Annotated in this window: 12 protein-coding genes and 2 tRNA genes; 6 read left to right on the forward strand and 8 right to left on the reverse strand. The window is 65.9% G+C overall.

Features of this window, described 5'->3' with window-relative positions:
• Nucleotides 1–30: 30 nt before the first annotated feature.
• On the reverse strand, nucleotides 31–4050 hold the full coding sequence (purL, locus tag HMPREF9710_RS25025) for a phosphoribosylformylglycinamidine synthase (RefSeq protein WP_005671117.1): 4020 nt from the start codon (nucleotides 4048–4050) through the stop codon (nucleotides 31–33).
• A 211-nt stretch (nucleotides 4051–4261) separates the two neighbouring features.
• On the opposite strand from purL, the gene HMPREF9710_RS25030 reads away from it, so the two are divergent.
• Both HMPREF9710_RS25030 and HMPREF9710_RS25035 read left to right on the forward strand, forming a co-directional pair.
• Nucleotides 4262–5893, forward strand: coding sequence for a tetratricopeptide repeat protein (locus tag HMPREF9710_RS25030; RefSeq protein ID WP_005671118.1), 1632 nt, complete (start codon nucleotides 4262–4264; stop codon nucleotides 5891–5893).
• A 481-nt stretch (nucleotides 5894–6374) separates the two neighbouring features.
• Entirely contained in the window at nucleotides 6375–6749 is a 375-nt protein-coding gene (locus HMPREF9710_RS25035) for a hypothetical protein (RefSeq protein WP_005671120.1), read from the forward strand.
• Between the two features lie 19 nt (nucleotides 6750–6768).
• Here HMPREF9710_RS25035 and HMPREF9710_RS25040 read toward each other — a convergent pair whose 3' ends face one another.
• The gene (locus HMPREF9710_RS25040; protein WP_005671124.1) at nucleotides 6769–10371 is read right to left on the reverse strand and encodes a hydantoinase B/oxoprolinase family protein; all 3603 of its coding nucleotides are present in this window, start codon (nucleotides 10369–10371) and stop codon (nucleotides 6769–6771) included.
• A gap of 108 nt (nucleotides 10372–10479) precedes the next feature.
• On the opposite strand from HMPREF9710_RS25040, the gene HMPREF9710_RS25045 reads away from it, so the two are divergent.
• Nucleotides 10480–11979 carry a bifunctional ADP-dependent NAD(P)H-hydrate dehydratase/NAD(P)H-hydrate epimerase gene (locus HMPREF9710_RS25045; protein WP_005671126.1) on the forward strand — a complete coding sequence of 500 codons (1500 nt, stop codon included), beginning with the start codon at nucleotides 10480–10482 and terminating at the stop codon, nucleotides 11977–11979.
• A 5-nt stretch (nucleotides 11980–11984) separates the two neighbouring features.
• On the opposite strand, the gene HMPREF9710_RS25050 is transcribed toward HMPREF9710_RS25045, so the two are convergent.
• A complete protein-coding gene (locus HMPREF9710_RS25050; protein WP_051205201.1) occupies nucleotides 11985–12713 on the reverse strand; it encodes an ABC transporter ATP-binding protein in 729 nt (242 codons plus the stop codon).
• Here HMPREF9710_RS25050 and HMPREF9710_RS25055 point away from each other — a divergent pair.
• Both HMPREF9710_RS25055 and mnmH read left to right on the forward strand, forming a co-directional pair.
• Complete coding sequence (locus HMPREF9710_RS25055) at nucleotides 12712–13338, forward strand: arylesterase (RefSeq protein WP_005671130.1); 627 nt, start codon at nucleotides 12712–12714, stop codon at nucleotides 13336–13338. The two genes, HMPREF9710_RS25050 and HMPREF9710_RS25055, sit on opposite strands and share 2 nt — an antisense overlap.
• 15 nt (nucleotides 13339–13353) lie before the next feature.
• Nucleotides 13354–14409, forward strand: a complete 1056-nt coding sequence (mnmH, locus tag HMPREF9710_RS25060; RefSeq protein WP_040778193.1) for a tRNA 2-selenouridine(34) synthase MnmH — start codon at nucleotides 13354–13356, stop codon at nucleotides 14407–14409.
• On the opposite strand, the gene HMPREF9710_RS25065 is transcribed toward mnmH, so the two are convergent.
• The 5 genes from HMPREF9710_RS25065 to HMPREF9710_RS25085 form a co-directional block, all read right to left on the reverse strand.
• The gene (locus HMPREF9710_RS25065) at nucleotides 14406–14804 is read right to left on the reverse strand and encodes a hypothetical protein (RefSeq protein WP_005671135.1); all 399 of its coding nucleotides are present in this window, start codon (nucleotides 14802–14804) and stop codon (nucleotides 14406–14408) included. The genes mnmH and HMPREF9710_RS25065 overlap by 4 nt on opposite strands.
• 197 nt (nucleotides 14805–15001) lie before the next feature.
• Nucleotides 15002–16921 (reverse strand): SurA N-terminal domain-containing protein, encoded by a 1920-nt coding sequence (locus HMPREF9710_RS25070; RefSeq protein WP_005671136.1) that lies wholly within the window; start codon nucleotides 16919–16921, stop codon nucleotides 15002–15004.
• Nucleotides 16922–17036: 115 nt separating this feature from the next.
• Nucleotides 17037–17113 (reverse strand) — tRNA-Asp (locus tag HMPREF9710_RS25075).
• A gap of 26 nt (nucleotides 17114–17139) precedes the next feature.
• A tRNA-Asp gene (locus HMPREF9710_RS25080) sits at nucleotides 17140–17216 on the reverse strand.
• A gap of 82 nt (nucleotides 17217–17298) precedes the next feature.
• Nucleotides 17299–17610 (reverse strand): HU family DNA-binding protein, encoded by a 312-nt coding sequence (locus tag HMPREF9710_RS25085; RefSeq protein WP_162819654.1) that lies wholly within the window; start codon nucleotides 17608–17610, stop codon nucleotides 17299–17301.
• A 153-nt stretch (nucleotides 17611–17763) separates the two neighbouring features.
• Here HMPREF9710_RS25085 and HMPREF9710_RS25090 point away from each other — a divergent pair, with 153 nt between their 5' ends.
• Entirely contained in the window at nucleotides 17764–19089 is a 1326-nt protein-coding gene (locus HMPREF9710_RS25090) for an ISNCY family transposase (RefSeq protein WP_005671140.1), read from the forward strand.
• Nucleotides 19090–19113 lie beyond the last annotated feature (24 nt).

The raw sequence follows: 19113 nt of genomic DNA on the forward strand, positions 1-19113 counted from the left end.
AAGAGGCGTTTTCCATATCAGTTAAACCGATCAGCCAACCCACTTGCGCGCATTGCGGAACATGCGCATCCACGGCGACTCGTCACCCCACGATTCCGGCGCCCACGAATGCGTCGCGGCGCGGAACACGCGCTCGGCGTGCGGCATCAGCACGGTGAAGCGGCCGTCATCGGTGGTGACCGAGGTCAGCCCGCCCGGCGAGCCGTTCGGGTTGAACGGATAGACCTCAGTCGCCTGGCCGCGGTTGTCGACGAAGCGCATCGACTGGTTGACGGCGCTCAGGTCGCCGGTCAGCGAGAAGTCGGCGAAGCCTTCGCCGTGGGCGATGGCGATCGGCGCCTGGGTGCCGGCCATGCCCGCGAAGAAGATCGACGGCGAATCCAGCACCTCGACCATGCCGAAGCGCGCTTCGAACTGTTCCGACTTGTTGCGGGTAAACTTCGGCCACGCATGCGCGCCCGGAATGATGGATTTCAGGTTGCTCATCATCTGGCAGCCGTTGCAGACACCGAGGCCGAAGGTGTCCTGGCGCTGGAAGAACTTCGCGAACTGCTCCGAGAGCTGCGGGTTGAACAAAATGGTCTTGGCCCAGCCCTCGCCCGCGCCCAGCACGTCGCCATACGAGAAGCCGCCGACGGCGATGATGCCGTGGAAGTCGTCCAGCTTGGCGCGGCCGGCGATCAGGTCGCTCATGTGGACGTCGATCGCGGCGAAGCCGGCCTGGTGCATCACCCATGCAGTCTCGATGTGCGAGTTGACGCCCTGCTCGCGCAGGATCGCCACGCGCGGGCGCACGCCGGTCGCGATGAACGGCGCCGCGACATTGTCCGCCAGGTCGAAGGTGATCTTCGGCTGCATGCCTGGGTCGGTTTCGTCCAGCAGGCGGTCGTATTCCGAATCGGCGCACGCCGGGTTGTCGCGCAGGCGCGCGATGCGCCAACTGGTCTCGCTCCACAGGCGGTGCAGGCTGCTGCGCGACTCGTTGTAGATCACTTTCGCATCACGGGTGAACTCGATCGCGCCGCGGTCGTTGAGCTTACCGATGATGTGGCTGCAGGCGCCCAGGCCCTGGTCGCGCAGCACGTTCATCACCGCGCTCTTGTCGTCCGCGCGCACCTGGATCACGGCGCCCAGCTCTTCGGAAAACAGCGCGCGCAGGGTCATCTCGTTGCGGCGCTCGGCCACCTGGCCGGCCCAGTTCTTGGCGTCGCCCCAGTCGGACGCGTGCTCGCCTTCCATGGTCAGGATGTCGAGGTTAACCGACACGCCGGTGCGGCCGGCGAAGGCCATCTCGGTCAGCGTGGCGAACAGGCCGCCGTCCGAGCGGTCGTGGTAGGCCAGCAGCTTGCCGTCCTTGTTCAGCTGCTGGATCGCGACGAAGAAGGCTTTCAGGTCTTGCGGCGAATCGACGTCCGGCACCGAGTCGCCCAGTTGCTGGGTGACTTGCGCCAGGATCGAGGCGCCCAGGCGGTTCTTGCCGCGGCCCAGGTCGACCAGGATCAGGGAGGTCTCGCCGCTGTCGGTGCGCAGTTGCGGGGTCAGCGAACGGCGCACGTCGGTAACCGGCGCGAACGACGACACGATCAGCGACACCGGCGAGATGACGGCCTTGTTCTGGCCTTCGTCGTTCCAGGTGGTGCGCATCGACAGCGAATCCTTGCCCACCGGGATCGACACGCCCAGCGCCGGGCACAGTTCCATGCCGACCGCCTTGACGGTGTCGAACAGCGCCGCATCCTGGCCAGGCTGGCCGCAGGCGGCCATCCAGTTGGCCGACAGCTTGATGTCCGAGATGTCGTCGATGGCGGCGGCGGCGATGTTGGTGATCGCCTCGCCGACGGCCATGCGGCCCGAGGCGGCGGCGTCGATCACGGCCAGCGGGGTGCGCTCGCCCATCGCCATCGCCTCGCCCACGAAGCCTTCGAAGGCCATCGCGGTGACGGCGCAGTCGGCGACCGGCACCTGCCATGGGCCGACCATCTGGTCGCGCACGCTGGTGGCGCCAACGGTGCGGTCGCCGATCGTGATCAGGAACGATTTATCGGCCACGGCCGGATTGAGCAGCACGCGACGGGCCGCCTCCGGCAGCTCGATGCCGGTCAGGTCCACCGGCGGGAAGGCGTGCTGGACGTGTTCGACGTCACGCAGCATCTTTGGCGGCTTGCCGAGCAACACATCCATCGGCATGTCGACCGGCGAATTACCTTCTTGCTGGTCGATCAGCTTCAGCTGGCGTTCTTCGGTAGCGGTGCCGACCACGGCGAATGGGCAGCGCTCGCGCTCGCACAGCGATGCAAATTTTGTAAGGTCATCAGGATAAATCGCCAACACATATCGCTCTTGCGATTCATTTGACCAAATTTCCTTTGGCGCCAAACCACTCTCTTCCAGCGGCACCTTGCGCAGGTCGAAGATCGCGCCGCGCTTGGCGTCGTTGACGATCTCGGGGAAGGCGTTCGACAGGCCGCCGGCGCCGACGTCGTGGATCGAGATGATCGGGTTGTCCTCGCCCAGCTGCCAGCAGCCGTTGATGACTTCCTGCGCGCGGCGTTCCATCTCCGGATTGCCGCGCTGGACCGAGTCGAAGTCCAGGTCGGCGGTGTTGGTGCCGGTCGCCATCGACGAGGCGGCGCTGCCGCCCATGCCGATGCGCATGCCCGGGCCGCCCAACTGGATCAGCAGGCTGCCAACCGGGATCTCGTCCTTGTGGGTGTGCCGGGCCGAGATGTTGCCGATGCCGCCGGCGATCATGATCGGCTTGTGGTAGCCGTAGACCGCGTTCGCGGCGCCGACGTTCTGCTCGTAGGCGCGGAAGTAGCCGCCCAGGACCGGACGGCCGAATTCATTGCTGAAGGCGGCGCCGCCGATCGGACCGTCGATCATGATCTGCAGCGGCGAGGCGATGCGCTCCGGCTTGCCGTAGACGGCGTCGAGACGCTCGCCCTTGGTGACGTCCGATGCGTTTTCCCATGGACGCTGGGCGTCCGGCAGCAGCAGGTTCGACACCGTGAAGCCGGTCAGGCCCGCCTTCGGCTTGGCGCCGCGGCCGGTCGCGCCCTCGTCGCGGATCTCGCCGCCGGCGCCGGTCGAGGCGCCCGGGAACGGAGAGATCGCGGTCGGGTGGTTGTGGGTCTCGACCTTCATCAGGGTGTGCACCAGCTCGGTCGACGCACCGTATTCCTGGCCGTCGCGCGGGAAGAAGCGGGTGACGGTGGCGCCTTCGATGATCGACGAGTTGTCGCTGTAGGCGACCACGGTGCCGCGCGGATTCAACTGGTGCGTGTTCTTGATCATGCCGAACAGCGATTTGTCCTGCTTGACGCCGTCGATGATCCAGTCGGCGTTGAAGATCTTGTGGCGGCAGTGCTCGCTGTTCGCCTGGGCGAACATCATGAGCTCGACGTCGGTCGGGTTGCGCTGCGCCTTGGTGAAGGCGTCGTGCAGGTAGTCGACTTCGTCTTCCGACATCGCCAGGCCGAGTTCGGTGTTGGCGCGCACCAGCGCGTCGCGACCAGCGCCCAGCACATCGATGCTTTCCAGCTGCTTGCCTTCGAGTTCGTTGAACAGGTGCTGGGCGTCGTCGGCGCTGCGCAGCACCGATTCGGTCATGCGGTCGTGCAGCAGCGCGCTGACCGCTTCCAGTTCCTCGCTGCTGAGCTTCTTGGCGGCGCCGATGCTGCTGCCCAGGATGCCGCTCTTGAGGACCACGGTGTAGCCGACGCCGCGCTCGATGCGGTGCACGTGAGCCATGCCGCAGTTGTGGGCGATGTCGGTCGCTTTCGAGGCCCACGGCGAAATCGTGCCCAGGCGCGGAATGACGAAGAACTCCTCGGTCACGCCCTCGTACAGCGTTTCGGCCGCCGGCTCGCCATAGGTGAGCATGGCCGACAGACGTTGCGTATCGTCAGTGGAGAGCGGTGCGCTGGTGTCGATGAAGTGGTAGAAGCGTCCCTGGACGGCGGCGATCGACGGGGCGACGGCTTGCAGTTGGCTCAGGAGGCGTTGGCTACGGAAGGCGGACAGGGCATTGGAACCCGGCAGAATCAACATGGCTTGGACAGTCGTTGATGCAGCGTGGCTGCTAGGGTGGAAGATAGCCCGCTATTATACAGTGTTGCACTATGGTCGGGCCCTCGGCCGACTGACAATATGGCGCTGCAGTTTCCTTGATCGGATTGAAACTTGCCGGTATCTTTACGGTAGACAATATTTAAACGCGCCCCCTTCCGCGTGGCGCCGGATGACCTGGACGAGAGCGACGATGCAAGAGAATGGAAACCTGGCGGTGCTGGTGGTCGACCCGAACCCGGGAATGCGCACAAGCCTGCAGAACATGCTGAACCTGGCGGGCATCAACAAGGTCGAGTATGCGATCAACGCCAACACGGCCATCCGCCAGCTGCAGCGGCGCGCCTACGACGTCATCCTGTGCGAGTACGACCTGGCCGGCGGCAGCGGCGAAGGCCAGGACGGCCAGCAGTTGCTGGAAGACCTGCGCCACCACCACCTGATCTCGGCGTCGACGATCTTCATCATGCTCACCTCCGAGGGCGTCCACGACAAGGTGGTGAGCGCGGCCGAACTGACGCCGACCGACTACGTCCTCAAGCCCTTCACGGTGGAGATGCTGAGCGGGCGCATCAAGCGCGCACTGGAGCGCCGCGCCGCCCTGCTCCCGGCCTGGCAGCTGGCGGCCCAGGGCAAGCCGCGCGAAGCGATCGCCGCCTGCCGCGACGGCGCTGGCGCCCAACCGCGCTACGGCGCCGACTTTGCCCGCATCCGCGCCGAATTGCACACGAGCCTGAACGAGCACCACGAGGCCGCCGCCGTCTACCGCGAGGTGCTGGCCGAGCGTCCTCTCGGCTGGGCGGCATTGGGCATGGCGCGCACCCTGTTCGCGCTCGACCAGGTGGACGACGCCCGCACCATCCTCGAAGAACTGCTGGCCGCCAATCCGCGCCTGATGGCCGGCTACGACCTGCTGGCGCGCTGCCTGGAGGCGAGCCACGAGCCGGAGCTGGCCAAGAAGGTGCTCGAAGACGCGGTGGCGATCTCGCCGCACGTGGTGCGGCGCCTGCGCAAGCTCGGCGAAGTAGCGCTCGCGGCGGGCGACGTCGATGGCGCCGAAAAATCGTTCCGCCAGGTGGTGACCAAGGCCCGCTATTCGGAGTTTCGCAATCCCGAAGACCACGTCAACCTGGTCAAGGCGCTGGTCACGCGCGACGACCTGCTCGGCGCGACCGGCGTGGTGCGCGACCTGGAGCGCTCGATGCGCGGCAACCCGGCGGCGGACGCCTGCCGCGCCTATGCCAACTCGCTCGTGCTCGACAAGAGCGGCAACGCCGGCGCCGCGATCGCCGAGCTGCAGGCGGCGGTGACGGCGGTGCGCGCCGGCGGCGCGACCTCGCCCGGCCTGCGCATGGACCTGGCCAAGGCGTGCCTGGATCACCAGCTGGACGAGCAGGCCTCGAACGTCATGCTGACGGTGATGAACGAGTCGAACAGCGGCGTCTCGGTCGACCAGGCGATGCACGTGTTCGTCAATGCCGGCCGCACCGACATGGTCGAGGGCATGGGCCAGCAACTGCGGGCGCAGGCGCAGATCCTGCTCGGCGTGGCCGACGAGAAGCGCAATATGGGCGACGTGCGCGGCGCGGTGCAGACCCTGCTCGAGGCGCTGCACATCGCGCCGCACAATCTGCAGGTGATGGTGGCCACCGCCGGCGGCATCCTGCGCCAGGTGAACGAGCTGGGGTGGGATCACCCGCTGGGCGACACGGCGGCCCAGCTGCTGGAAGGGATTCGGGCGCAGGATGCGCAACATCCAAGGTTGGTGGCGTTGAGCGATGAGTATCAGGCGGCGCGCAGGAAGTATGGTATTGCCACTGTCTAGATCACGTCACGGGTCGGGCATGCCGCGATAACTGGATGGGACCGCCATTCCCGGCCAATGGCGGTCGTCCCTGACCAGGCCGTGACACATGCTGGTCGAGACGATCTCGCCACTGGCCAAGTCCCGGCACGCCCACATATTGCCACGGTGATTGAAGTTGTCCCAGGCAACGCCGACCACGGCGAGCGGTGCGGCAGCGCCGGGCGCCCGGGCAAGCGCATTGGGCGCAGACGGCATTTCAGGCTTCGTACTGCCACACGCACCCAACAGGCCGCATACGGCGAGCAAAGCGAATCGTGGAATTGATCGCTGCGACATGCATTTCCTCTATGTCCGGAAGCGTTTATCGGTGCGGCTGAGTTCAAATCATCGCCTTCCCGGCCCGCCGCCCCTATCGTCGTAGCAATTCCTTACAACTCCACCGCCAACGCCCGTCCGGCAAGGGACTAGAATGAATCATCGTCCCCGATGAGGGTCTGCCATGAACTTGCAGATCAAAGGCGCGGCGAAACGCCTGACTTTTTCGCTCTTGCTGGCATGCGGTCTCGGAGGCTGCGTGGCCTACGGGCCTCCGTATGCGACCTACGATGGCGCCTACGTGCCCGCTGATGGCTACTCCAGCTATTCGGCCTACCCCTATTACGGCGCCTATCCCTACAGCAGTCCTGCCTACGCCTATCCGCCAGTCACGCTCGGCCTGGGCTTCTCGTACTACGACCGCGGCCCGCGCCACTACGGGCACGGCCATCACCACGGCAGGGGCCACTATCATGGTGGCCACGGGTGGCGTGGCCACCATGGCGGACATGGCGGCCACCGCCACGGCGGCCACGGTCGCGGTCACCAGCGGCGCTGAGCAAACCGGGCAAATCGGATCAGGCAGGTTCCCCGTACCCGCCCCCGCCCGGCGTCTCGATCACGAACACGTCGCCCACGCCCATATCGGTCTTGCCGATATGGCCCAGCTCTTCGACCTGGCCGTTGGCACGTTCGACGCGGTTGCGCCCGCGCTGGGCAGCCTCCCCGCCCGCCATCCCGAACGGCGCGTGAATCCGGTTGTTGGACAGGATCGCCGCCGTCATCGGCTCCAGGAAGCGCACCTTGCGCACGCCGCCATTGCCGCCATGCCAGCGACCCGCTCCGCCCGATCCGTGCCGGATCTCGTAACTCTCCAGCCGCACCGGGAAGCGGAATTCCAGGATCTCGGGATCGGTCAGACGCGAGTTGGTCATATTCGTCTGCACGACGTCGGTGCCGTCGAAGCCCTCGCCCGCGCCCGAGCCGCCCGAGATGGTCTCGTAGTACTGGTAGCGCGCGTTGCCGAAGGTGAAGTTGTTCATCGTGCCCTGCGCCGCCGCCATCACGCCCAGCGCGCCATACAGCGCGTTGGTGATGCAGGTCGAGGTCTCGACGTTCCCCGACACTACCGAGGCCGGGTAATGCGGGTTGAGCATCGAGCCGGGCGGGATGATGACCTTCAACGGTTTCAGGCAACCGGCGTTCAGCGGAATCTCGTCGTCCACCAGCGTGCGGAACACGTACAGCACCGCCGCCATGCACACGCTCGACGGCGCATTGAAGTTGTTCGGCAGCTGGCCTGACGTGCCCGTGAAATCGACCTGCGCGCTGCGCGTGGCCTGGTCGACCCGGATCGCGACGTCGATGTGCGCGCCATTATCGAGCTCGTAGTGGAAGCTGCCGTCCTTGAGCGCCGAGATCACGCGCCGCACGGCTTCTTCCGCATTGTCCTGCACATGCCCCATGTAGGCGCGCACGACGTCCAGGCCGAAGTGCGCGACCATCTTGCGCAGCTCCTCGACGCCCTTCTGGTTCGCCGCCACCTGGGCGCGCAGGTCGGCCATGTTCTGGTCGGGATTCCGCGCCGGGTAGCGCGCACCTTGCAGCATCGCGCGCGCTTGCGTCTCGCGCAGGACGCCATCGATGCCGTCGACCAGCTTGAAATTGTTGATCAACACGCCCTCTTGCTCGATGTGATCCGAGTCGGGCGGCATCGAGCCCGGCGTGGTGCCGCCGATGTCGGCATGATGGCCGCGCGAGCCGACGTAGAACAGGATATCCTGCCCGGCTTCGTCGAACACCGGCGAGATCACCGTCACGTCGGGCAAGTGCGTGCCGCCGTTGTAGGGATCGTTGAGCACGTAGACATCGCCCGAGCGCATCCGGCCCGCGTTCTCGCGCATCACGGTCTTGATGCTCTCGCCCATCGAGCCCAGGTGCACCGGCATGTGCGGTGCGTTCGCAACCAGGTTGCCGTCGTGGTCGAAGATCGCGCAGCTGAAGTCCAGGCGCTCCTTGATGTTGACGGAATAGGCCGTGTTCTGCAGCCGCAAGCCCATCTGCTCGGCGATCGACATGAACAGGTTGTTGAAGATCTCGAGCATCACCGGATCGGCCGTGGTGCCGATCGCGCGCCGTTCCGGCAGCGCTTCCACGCGCTGCAGCACCAGGTGGTTGTAGCTGGTGACCTGCGCCTGCCAGCCCGGCTCCACGATCGTGGTCGCATTGTCTTCGGCGATGATTGCGGGGCCGCGCACCACGTGTCCCGGCTGCAGCGTGCGGCGGGCGTAGATGCCGGTGTCGTGCCACTGCGCGCCGCTGTACATGCGCACGGTTTCCTGCGGCGCCGGCGCGGCATCGGCTGTCATCGCGTTTGCCGGCTGCTCCGGCGGCGCGTCGGACTGGCCGATCGCCTCCACCGACACCGCCTCGACGATCAACGCACGCGACGGCATCAGGAACGAGTAACGGCGTTTATACGCCTGCTCGAACTGCGCCTGCATCGACGCCACGTCGTCGAACTGCACCACCAGCGCCGAATCGGTGCCCTCATACCGCAGGTGCACGCGCTCGACCAGGGCGATGCGCCCCGGCTCCACGCCTTGATGCAGCAACTGGCCGCGCGCCGAATCGCCCAGCGCCGACAGGCGCGCCGCCAGCGCATCGAGCGCCGCATCCGACAGCTTCTCTTCCACCGCCTGCTCGCGCATCGCGGTCTGGTCGGCCAGGCCCATGCCATAGGCCGACAGCACGCCGGCCAGCGAATGGATGAAGACCGTCTTCATGCCCAGCGCGTCCGCCACCAGGCAGGCGTGCTGGCCGCCCGCGCCGCCGAAGCTGGTCAGCGCATAGTCGGTGACGTCGTGGCCGCGCTGCACCGAGATCTGCTTGATCGCATTGGCCATATTGCCGACCGCGATCTGGATGAAGCCTTCGGCCACCGCCTCGGGCGCCGGGCGTTCGCCGGTGGCAGCCCCGATCTGGTCGGCCATCTCGTCGAAGCGCGCACGCACCGCCTCCGCATCGAGGGCTTCGTCGCCACCCGGCCCGAACAGGCGCGGGAAGTAATTCGGCTGCACCTTGCCGAGCATGACGTTGCAGTCGGTGACCGCCAATGGCCCGCCGCGACGGTAGCTGGCCGGGCCCGGGTTGGCGCCGGCGCTGTCCGGTCCCACGCGATAGCGGCTGCCGTCGAAATGCAGGATCGAGCCGCCGCCGGCCGCCACGGTATGGATGCTCATCATCGGCGCGCGCATGCGCACGCCGGCGACCTGGGTCTCGAACACGCGCTCGAACTCGCCCGAGAAGTGCGACACGTCGGTGGATGTGCCGCCCATGTCGAAGCCGATCACGCGCTCGAAGCCGGCCAGGCGGCTGGCGCGCACCATGCCGACGATGCCGCCGGCCGGGCCGGACAAAATGCTGTCCTTGCCCTGGAAGGCGCGCGCATCGGTCAGGCCGCCGTTGGACTGCATGAACTGCAGGTTCACGCCCGGCAGCTCGCCCGCCACCTGGTCGACGTAGCGGCGCAGGATCGGCGACAGGTAGGCGTCGACCACGGTGGTGTCGCCGCGCGCGACCAGCTTCATCATCGGGCTGACCTCGTGCGAGCTTGATACCTGGGTAAAACCGATCTCGCGCGCGATGCGCGCCACTTGCGCCTCGTGCGTCGTGTGGCGGTAGCCGTGCATGAACACGATCGCCAGCGAGCGCAGGCCGGCGTCGAAGGCCTGCTGCAGGCCGGCGCGCGCGGATGCCTCGTCCAGCGGCAGCACGACGTCGCCGTGGGCGCCCATGCGTTCGTCGATCTCGATCACCTGCGCATACAGCAGCTCGGGCAGCACGATGTGGCGGTCGAACAGGCGCGGCCGGTTCTGGTAGGCGATGCGCAGCGCGTCGCGGAAGCCCCGCGTGATGGCCAGCGCCGTCGGCTCGCCCTTGCGCTCGAGCAGCGCATTGGTGGCCACCGTGGTGCCCATCTTGACGGCTTCGACGCTGGCCGCCGGCAGCGGTTCGCCCGCCGCCACGCCCAGCAGGTGGCGGATGCCGGCCACGGCGGCGTCGCGGTACTGTTCGGGATTCTCGGACAGCAGCTTGTGCGTGACGAGTTGTCCATCCGGGCGCCGCGCCACGATGTCGGTGAAGGTGCCGCCTCGGTCGATCCAGAACTGCCAGTCCATGCCTTGCTCCTGCTGTAACGGTGAAACGCCTATTGTAGATCGGACGGCGCGACAACGTTGGCGGAAATGCACGACAATCAAACCTGTCCCTCACGACCAGACACGAGCATGGAACGACATCTTTACACGGTCGCGCAATTGCGCGCCATCGAACAAGCAGCCTACGCCGGCCTGGCGCCGGGCACCCTGATGCAGCGCGCCGGCAAGGCTGCCGCCGACTTCGCCCTCGAGCTGCTGGGCGACCGGCGCGACCGGCCGGTACTGGTGCTGGCCGGCCCCGGCAACAATGGCGGCGACGGGCTCGAAGCCGCGGCCAATCTGGCCGAGGCCGGCGTCGACGCCACCGTCCTGCACCTGCCCGGCCGGCGCGACGCCTCGGCCGAGACGGCGGCCGCCTACGAGCGCGCGCGCGCCGGCTCGGTCGGCTGGATCGACATGCTGCCGCCCGGCGCCGAATGGGGCCTGGTGATCGACGGCCTGTTCGGCATCGGGCTGGAGCGGCCGGTCGACGGCGACTACCGCGAACTGGTGGTCGGGCTCGAGACGATCCGCTGCCCGATCCTGGCGCTCGACGTGCCGAGCGGGCTGGACGCCGACACCGGCGCCGTGATCGGCCCGGACGGCATCGCGGTGCGCGCCACCCACACGATCACCTTCCTCGCCGACAAGCCCGGGCTGCACACCGCCGATGGCCGCGACCATGCCGGCCAGGTACGGGTCGACATGCTCGGCGTCGGCGTCGATGCGCTGCCGCGCGCGACGACGCGCCTGAACGGCTTGCCGCTGTTCGCCGGCCGTTTCACGGCGCGCCGCCACAACAGCCATAAAGGCAGCTTCGGCGACGTCGCCGTCGTCGGCGGCGCCCATGGCATGGCCGGCGCGCCGGTGCTGTCCGCGCGCGCCGCGCTGTATGCCGGCGCCGGCCGCGTCTTCGTCGCCGCGCTGGGCGCGCCGCCCGGCTACGACAGCAGCCAGCCCGAGATCATGTTCCGCGCGGCCGACGACTTCGATTTCCTTGGCCGCACCCTGGTGATCGGCCCCGGCATGGGCGACTCGGCCAATGCGATCCGCCTGCTGGCCAAGGCCCTCGACAGCGACAGCCCGCTGGTGATCGACGCCGATGCGCTGAACCTGATCGGCGCGAGTCCCGACCTGCAATCGCGCCTGGCGCAGCGCACGGCGCCGGCGGTCTTGACGCCGCATCCGCTCGAAGGCGCGCGCCTGCTCGGGATGACGGCGGCGGTCGTGCAATCCGACCGGCTGGAAGCGGCGCGCGAAATGGCGCTGCGCACCAATGCGACGGTGATCCTGAAGGGCTCGGGCACGGTGATCGCGCGGCCCGACGGCGAGGTGCTGGTCAACCCCACGGGCAACGCGGGCCTGGCGACGGCGGGCAGCGGCGACGTGCTGGCGGGGATCTGCGGCGCCTTGCTGGCGCAGGGTTGGCCGGGATGGGAGGCGGCAGCCGCGGCCACCTGGGTGCATGGCGCGGCCGCCGACGCGCTGGTCGACGAAGGCGTCGGCCCGATCGGCTTGACCGCCGGCGAGCTGCCGGCGGCCGTGCGCAAGGTAGTGAACCGGCTGGGGAAGGACGCCGCCGGCGGTTGACGGTGTTATTCGACCAGGCGGCCGGCCGCGATGGTGATGGTCCGGCCGCAACGCGCCGCCATGCCCGGATCGTGGGTCACCAGCACCAGGGTCGAGCCGCGTTCGCGATTGAGCTCGAACATCAGCTGGATGACGGATTCGCCGGTGGCGGCGTCGAGGCTGCCGGTCGGTTCGTCGGCGAACAGCAGCGGCGGCTCGGTGACGAAGGCGCGCGCCAGCGCGACGCGCTGCTGCTCGCCGCCGGAGAGGAACTTGGGATAGTGCTTCAGGCGGCTCGACAGGCCGACGCGGCCCAGCATCTCGGTCGCCTTCTCGCGCGCCCCGGCGTCGCCGCGCAGTTCGAGCGGCAGCATCACGTTTTCGAGCGCGGTCAGGTGGGCCAGCAGCTGGAACGACTGGAACACGAAGCCCAGCTTGGCCTTGCGAAAGGCGGCGCGGCCGTCCTCGTCGAGGGCGAAGATATCGGTGCCATCGAGCAGCACGGTGCCGGAGGACGGCGTGTCGAGGCCGGCCAGCAGGCCGAGCAGGGTCGACTTGCCGGAGCCGGATGCGCCGACGAGCGCGAGCGTCTCGGCCGGTTGCACGGTAAAATCGACGTTTTGCAGGATGGTGAGCTCGCCGCTGGCGTCGGCCACCTTCTTCGACAAACCGCTTACCTGGATCGCGGGCGGACGGCCTGCATGAACGCCGGCGTCGCTGACGCCGTTTTTGAATGCCTCGGGATGATCACGCATGCTAGCTTTTCTTAAAAATTTGACTGTCGTCGCTTTCCTCACCTTGGCCGCGACGGCGAGCGCCTATTCTGCACCAAAAACGGTGCTCGTGGTGGGCGACAGCCTGTCGGCCGAGTACGGCATCGCGCGCGGCGCGGGCTGGGTGGCCCTGCTGGAACAGAAACTGCAACGCGAGAAAATCGACGCCAAAGTGATCAACGCCAGCATCAGCGGCGAGACCACCAGCGGCGGCCGCGCGCGCCTGCCGGCCCTGATCAAGCAGCACCGGCCCGACATCGTCGTGATCGAACTGGGCGCCAACGACGGCCTGCGCGGCTTGCCGGTGCCGTCCGCCGAAGCGAATCTGCGCGCCATGATCGCCATGGCGCAAGAGACCAGGGCGCGCGTGCTGCTGGTCGGCATGCGCATGCCGCCGAACTACGGGCGTGCATACACCGAACGCTTCTTCAATATGTTCGAGAGCGTCGCCAAGTCCACCAGGTCGCCGCTGGTGCCGTTCATGCTCGAAGGCGTGGCCGACAAGCCGGCGCTGTTCCAGCAGGACCGCCTGCATCCGACGGCCCAGGCGCACCCGATCATCCTCAATAACATCTGGCCGCAGTTCGCGGCGCTAATCAAGAAATAAGCTTTTTCAATGAGCATGAAGTATCCGGAAGTCCTGGGGTTCGACGCCCTGCTGCCGCAACTCGACGGGTTCGATGCGATCATCGACGCGCGCAGCGAGGCCGAGTACACCCTCGACCACATTCCCGGCGCGATCAACTGCCCGGTCCTGAACGACGAGCAGCGCATCCAGGTCGGCACGCTGTACAAGCAGGTCGGCGCGTTCGAAGCCAAGAAGGTCGGCGCGCCGATCGTCGCCCACAATATCGCGCGCCACATCGAGACGCTGTTCGCCGACAAACCGCGCGACTGGCGTCCGCTGGTGTATTGCTGGCGCGGCGGCAACCGCAGCGGCGCGATGGTGCATATCCTGGCGCGCATCGGCTGGCCGGTGGCGCAGCTCGAAGGCGGCTACAAGGCTTATCGCGCCCACGTGAGCACGGCGCTGGAGAATCCGCCCGAACTGAATTTTCGCGTCGTTTGCGGCACCACCGGCAGCGGCAAGAGCCGCTTGCTGGAAACGCTCGACGGCATCGGCGCCCAGGTGCTCGACCTTGAAAAGCTTGCCGCCCACCGCGGCTCGGTGCTGGGCCACCTGCCGAACGAACCGCAGCCGACCCAGAAGATGTTCGAAAGCCTGGTGTGGGACAAGCTGCGCCGCTTCGATCCGAGCAAGCCCGTGTTCGTCGAGTCCGAGAGCAAGAAGGTCGGCAACCTGCGCGTGCCGGGCCTGGTGATGGAGCGCATGCGCGCCTCGCCCTGCATCGCCGTCAACCTGTCGCGCCCGAACCGCGTGCGGCTGCTGATGGAAGATTACGAGCACTTCTGCGCCGATCCATCCGCCCTCAACACCCAGCTCGATCACCTGGTGCAGCTGCACGGCCGCGCGCAGATCGATGCCTGGCATGCGATGGCCAACGGCGGCGAAATGGCGGAACTGGTCGACCAGCTGCTGGCGCAGCACTACGATCCGGCCTACCTGCGCTCGATCGACCGCAACTTCGTGCGCTACCCGCAGGCCGACGTCCTGGCGCTGGACGACATCGCGCCGGACGACTTTCTGCAGGCGGCGCGCCGGCTGCACGCCGCCTAGCTAACTGGGGCGCGACTGCGGTAGAAGTCGTCGCCGACGATCGCCCGCACCCGCTCCAGATTCCAGTACTCGGTGATGGCGTCGGCCGTGACGATCAATCCCTCGGGAGGGACCGCCGCGCCTGCCTCGCCCTGGAGCTCGAGCTGGATCATTACCTGCGCCCTGGGAGCGCCGGCCTCCCTGACGCAGCGCTGGATCGCCAGGGCGACTTCCGGTGTGAGGAAGGCTTGGGAAGACACGCAGAGCTTCTGGTTGTGGCATCCCCAGTCGTCGTCGACCACCCAGAAGTCGGCGCGTCCGAAAGCGTTTTCGTCGCCGAACCACTTGCAGGTGAGGACCAGGGCGTCATACAGGCGCTGCCAGCCCGGGTCGACCGGGTCCTCGTCGTCGTCCACGTATTTCTCCTTTCGGCGTCAAAGAGTTTGTCTCGTCATCATGGCGCAGCCAATCATGTTATTGACCTTCGACTTTATGCAGAGTTCCTCCGTACGCTATCGTTCGCTGTCAGGACGCGCCTGACCGGGACAGGCCGCCACAACGCAAAAAGCCCGGCTGCTCGCGCAGCCGGGCTTTTTGTCGTCCGACGATCTACTTACTGACCGTCGGTATTCGCGCCGAGTTCAGTCGGCTTGACGTTGATCTTCACCTTGGCCTTGGCCTTGAGCGCTTCGACGTAGTCGTACATCTGCTGCTGGCCCACCAGGTTGCCGATCTGGTCGGATTCCTGCTTGCGGCGCGCCGTATCCGGCTGGGCCGGTTGCGACACCTTGCCGATGCGGTAGACGCCATACCCCTGGCCCGGCACCTCGACGCCGACATAGGCCGGCAGCTTGGTCACGTCGGCCTTCAGCACGGCGATCGCCGCGGTCTGGTTGATGGCCGGCTCCTTGGTGCGCGACACGCTCACAGGCGCGCCGAAGCCGGTGGCGTCGCCCGATGTCTTGGCGGCGTTCAGCTTCGCTTCGCCGGCGGCGCGCGCCAGGCGGCCCGCTTCTTCCAGGGTCACGCGCTGGCGGATCTGCGCTTCGACTTCAGCCAATGGACGCTTGGTGGCCGGACGGAACTCCACCACGCGGCCCGACACCAGCACGCTCGGCGCCACTTCGACCGCTTCGGTATTGCGCTTGTTCTTGATCGCGTCGGCGCTGAACAGGGCGGCCAGGAACTTGGCATTGTTGATCGGCGAGTCACCCAGCGCCGGATTCGGCGTGCGGGTCAGGTTGTCGGCGGTCTGGATCTGCAGCTTGAGCTTGTCGGCGACCGGCTTCAGGCTCTCGGACTGGTCATACGCGGTCTCGCTGAACACGCCGGCCAGTTCGGTGTACTTGGCCGCCATCTTCTGCTTCTTGAGGTCGGCGGCGATGTCGCCCTTGGCGTCGTCCAGCGAGCGCTGCGACGACGGCTTGACGCCGGTGACCTTGATGATGTGCCAGCCGAATTCCGACTGCACCAGGCCGCTCGTCTCGCCCTCTTTCAGCGCGTAGATCGAATCCTCGACCGACTTCACGAACAGGCCCTTCTCGACCACGCCCAGGTCGCCGCCCGACTGGGCCGAGCCCGGGTCTTGCGAATTGGCCTTGGCAATGGCGGCGAAGTTGTCCGGATTGGCGCGGACTTCGGCCAGCACCGATTCCGCCTTCTTCTTCGCGGCAGCCTGGTCGGCGGCGCTGGCGTCGCGCGACACGGTGATCAGGATGTGGCTCGCGCTGCGCTGCTCGGGCGTGGTGTAGTTCTTGAGGTTCTTGTTGTAGTAGTCGGTGACTTCGGCGTCGGTCACCTGCACCTGGTTCTCGACGGTCGACGCATCGAACACGACGTACTCGGCCTTCACCTGCTCAGGGATCTGGAACAGCTGCGCGTTCTTGTCGTAGTAGGCCTTGACCATCTCGTCGGTCACTTTCACCTGCGGCAGATAGGTCGACAGCGGGAACAGGACCTCTTGCACTTCGCGTTCCTGGTCGTTGATGTCCGACAGGCGGTTGGCCACGGTGCGCGGCGCGAAGGCGGTAGCCTGGATCGAACCCGACAGCTGCTGCACGGTCAGGTCGCGGCGCAGGCGCTGGTCGAACATCTCGGGCGTCATGCCCTGCGCCGCCAGCGCGGCCTTGTAGCCTTCCATGTCGAAGCCGCCGTCCGGCAGGCGGAACTGCTGGATGTCCATGATGGTCTTCTGCAGGGTCGCATCGCTCACGCTCATGTGCGCGCGGTTGATCTCGGCGTTGATGGCGCGCTCGGCCACCAGGTTGTTCAGGATCGCCTGCTTGGCTTCCGAGGTCTCGAACAGCTTCTGGTCGAACTGCGCGCCCATCATCTGGCGCGCCTGGTCGATCTGGCGGCGCTGCGCGTCTTCCCATTCCTGCTGCGTGATCTTCTGGCCATCGACGGTGGCGACACCGGCGCCGCCATCGTTGCTCTGGTAACTTTCCATCCCCACGAACACGAACGAGGGAATGATCAAGAGCAGCAGGATCCCGTACATCCAGCGCTTGTGGGTCCGAATAAATTCAAACATGGTCAGCCATTCAAGGTTGAGAATGCATTAACAGCACAGTTAAAAAAAAAGGCGAACTTGCGTTCGCCCCTTCTTGCGGAGCTACCCTTCAGGGCACTCCATACTACTCGAATTCTGGCGGAGCGGACGGGGCTCGAACCCGCGACCCCCGGCGTGACAGGCCGGTATTCTAACCAACTGAACTACCGCTCCAGACTTTCGTCATCGCGTTTATTTGGTGGCGGAGCGGACGGGGCTCGAACCCGCGACCCCCGGCGTGACAGGCCGGTATTCTAACCAACTGAACTACCGCTCCAGCAAATAAACACTACAACAAGCATCAGGATGGATACGACGTTATCCTGTTGCTTTCTACGCTTGTCATCGCGAAGAAGGCATTAGTTTACAGCATCTTTCAGCGCTTTACCAGCCTTAAATTTCGGAACCTTCGCAGCCTTGATCTTGATGGGTTCCTTGGTGCGTGGATCGCGGCCGGTACGCGCCGCGCGCTCGCCCACGGTGAAGGTGCCGAAGCCCACCAGCGTGACGCTGTCGTTCTTCTTCAGGCTTTCGGTGACCGCTTCGATCATGGCGTCGAGTGCACGCGTCGCCGAGGCCTTCGTAATGTCCGCGGACTTCGCGATTTCTTCGATCAGTTCTGTCTTGTTCACTCGTTTCCTCGTTTTCGTTCGTGACGCACACCGCGCCATTGCTGCAAAAGTGCAAGCGCATATTAAACAAGGGCAACATAGGGATGTCAAGCGAGGCGGGTCGAGGTGTTAGCGCAAAGTAGTAATGTCCCCTCTCCGCTAAGTAGAAATGTCCCCTAGGATGCCCTGAAGGGGGACGGGACAGTGCTCAAGATGACAGCCAAAGACGTGTTGCGTAGCCAGGTGATGGCACAGGTAGTTGAGGGTAAGCTGGATCAGGAAAGTGCTGCCAGGAGGCTGGGCATCAGCACGCGCCAGGTGAAACGTCTGAAGCGGCGTATGCTCGACGAGGGCAATGCAGGGCTACTGAGCAAGAGCCGGGGCAAACCGTCGAATCGACGCACGCCACAAGAGAAGCTGTCCAAGGCATTGGACCTGATCAGGGCGCACTATGCGGATTTCGGTCCGACGTTGGCATGCGAGAAGCTCGACGAACTGCATGAGATCCGCCTATCAGTGGAAACGGTGCGCAAGGCGATGATTGCGGCGCAACTGTGGAAACCGCGTCGTGGCGCAACAGCGCGGACACACGCAATGCGCGAGCGCAGGGCCCGGCGCGGAGAGCTGATCCAGATCGATGGATCGCCGCACGACTGGTTCGAGGGCCGCGCGCCCCGCTGCAGCCTGTTGGTGTTTATCGACGATGCCACGAGCGAGCTGATGGCATTGCGTTTCGTCGATGCCGAGACGACGCTTGGATACATGAGTTTGCTGGAGGAGCACATCAGAAATCATGGCCTGCCAGCGGCCCTGTACAGCGATCGTCATAGCATCTTCCGGATCAGCACGGGCGACAAGAGTGGCGTCGGTGAAGGGCAAACGCAGTTTGCACGCGCATTGGAACAACTCGGTATCGAGGGCATCCAGGCTAACAGCCCGCAGGCCAAGGGACGAGTCGAGCGAGCCAATCAGACCTTGCAGGACCGCTTGGTAAAGGAGATGCGGTTACAGGGCATCAGTAGCCAGCAGGCTGCCAATGCCTGGCTACCGCAGTTCATTCGCGCCTTCAACCGGCGCTTTGCCGTCACGGCCGTGCTGCCTGAAGACGCTCATGTGCCGTATGGCGGAACCGAAGCTGCTCTACGCCGAATCCTCTCGGTGCATACACCTCGCCGCCTGTCGAGCAACCTGAGCTGTCAGTTCAATGGCTTGCTGTATCAGATCCAAATTGCCGACCAGGGGCGAGCATTGCGTGGCGCCAGCGTTACTATCGTCACCCATCCGGAAAGTGCGACCGAGGTCGTCTGGCAAGGCCGGGTTTTGCAGCACACATGCAGCAGCAAGCCAATCAAGCAGCATGAGGCGATCGACGGCAAGGACATCAATGGCAAGGTCGAGCAGGCACTCGCCCGACGCCAACCGCCACAGCCTATCGGACACCCCTGGAAAAAACGCATGGAAACGCAACCGGGCACCGTCCCTGTACGTGCTGAGTTCGCCCATACGAAATCGCATCTGGCCCCTGTCACCAACCCGTGATCAAATTGGCAAGAGGGACATTTC

The sequence above is a fragment of the Massilia timonae CCUG 45783 genome, from assembly GCF_000315425.1.
Lineage (GTDB): Bacteria > Pseudomonadota > Gammaproteobacteria > Burkholderiales > Burkholderiaceae_D > Telluria > Telluria timonae.

Coding starts and splice junctions, on each gene's coding strand:
- purL (WP_005671117.1), bottom strand. CDS start 4,050: ATGTTGATTCTGCCGGGTTCCAATGCCCTGTCCGCCTTCCGTAGCCAA.
- HMPREF9710_RS25030 (WP_005671118.1), top strand. CDS start 4,262: ATGCAAGAGAATGGAAACCTGGCGGTGCTGGTGGTCGACCCGAACCCG.
- HMPREF9710_RS25035 (WP_005671120.1), top strand. CDS start 6,375: ATGAACTTGCAGATCAAAGGCGCGGCGAAACGCCTGACTTTTTCGCTC.
- HMPREF9710_RS25040 (WP_005671124.1), bottom strand. CDS start 10,371: ATGGACTGGCAGTTCTGGATCGACCGAGGCGGCACCTTCACCGACATC.
- HMPREF9710_RS25045 (WP_005671126.1), top strand. CDS start 10,480: ATGGAACGACATCTTTACACGGTCGCGCAATTGCGCGCCATCGAACAA.
- HMPREF9710_RS25055 (WP_005671130.1), top strand. CDS start 12,712: ATGCTAGCTTTTCTTAAAAATTTGACTGTCGTCGCTTTCCTCACCTTG.
- HMPREF9710_RS25050 (WP_051205201.1), bottom strand. CDS start 12,713: ATGCGTGATCATCCCGAGGCATTCAAAAACGGCGTCAGCGACGCCGGC.
- mnmH (WP_040778193.1), top strand. CDS start 13,354: ATGAAGTATCCGGAAGTCCTGGGGTTCGACGCCCTGCTGCCGCAACTC.
- HMPREF9710_RS25070 (WP_005671136.1), bottom strand. CDS start 16,921: ATGTTTGAATTTATTCGGACCCACAAGCGCTGGATGTACGGGATCCTG.
- HMPREF9710_RS25085 (WP_162819654.1), bottom strand. CDS start 17,610: ATGGCGCGGTGTGCGTCACGAACGAAAACGAGGAAACGAGTGAACAAG.
- HMPREF9710_RS25090 (WP_005671140.1), top strand. CDS start 17,764: ATGACAGCCAAAGACGTGTTGCGTAGCCAGGTGATGGCACAGGTAGTT.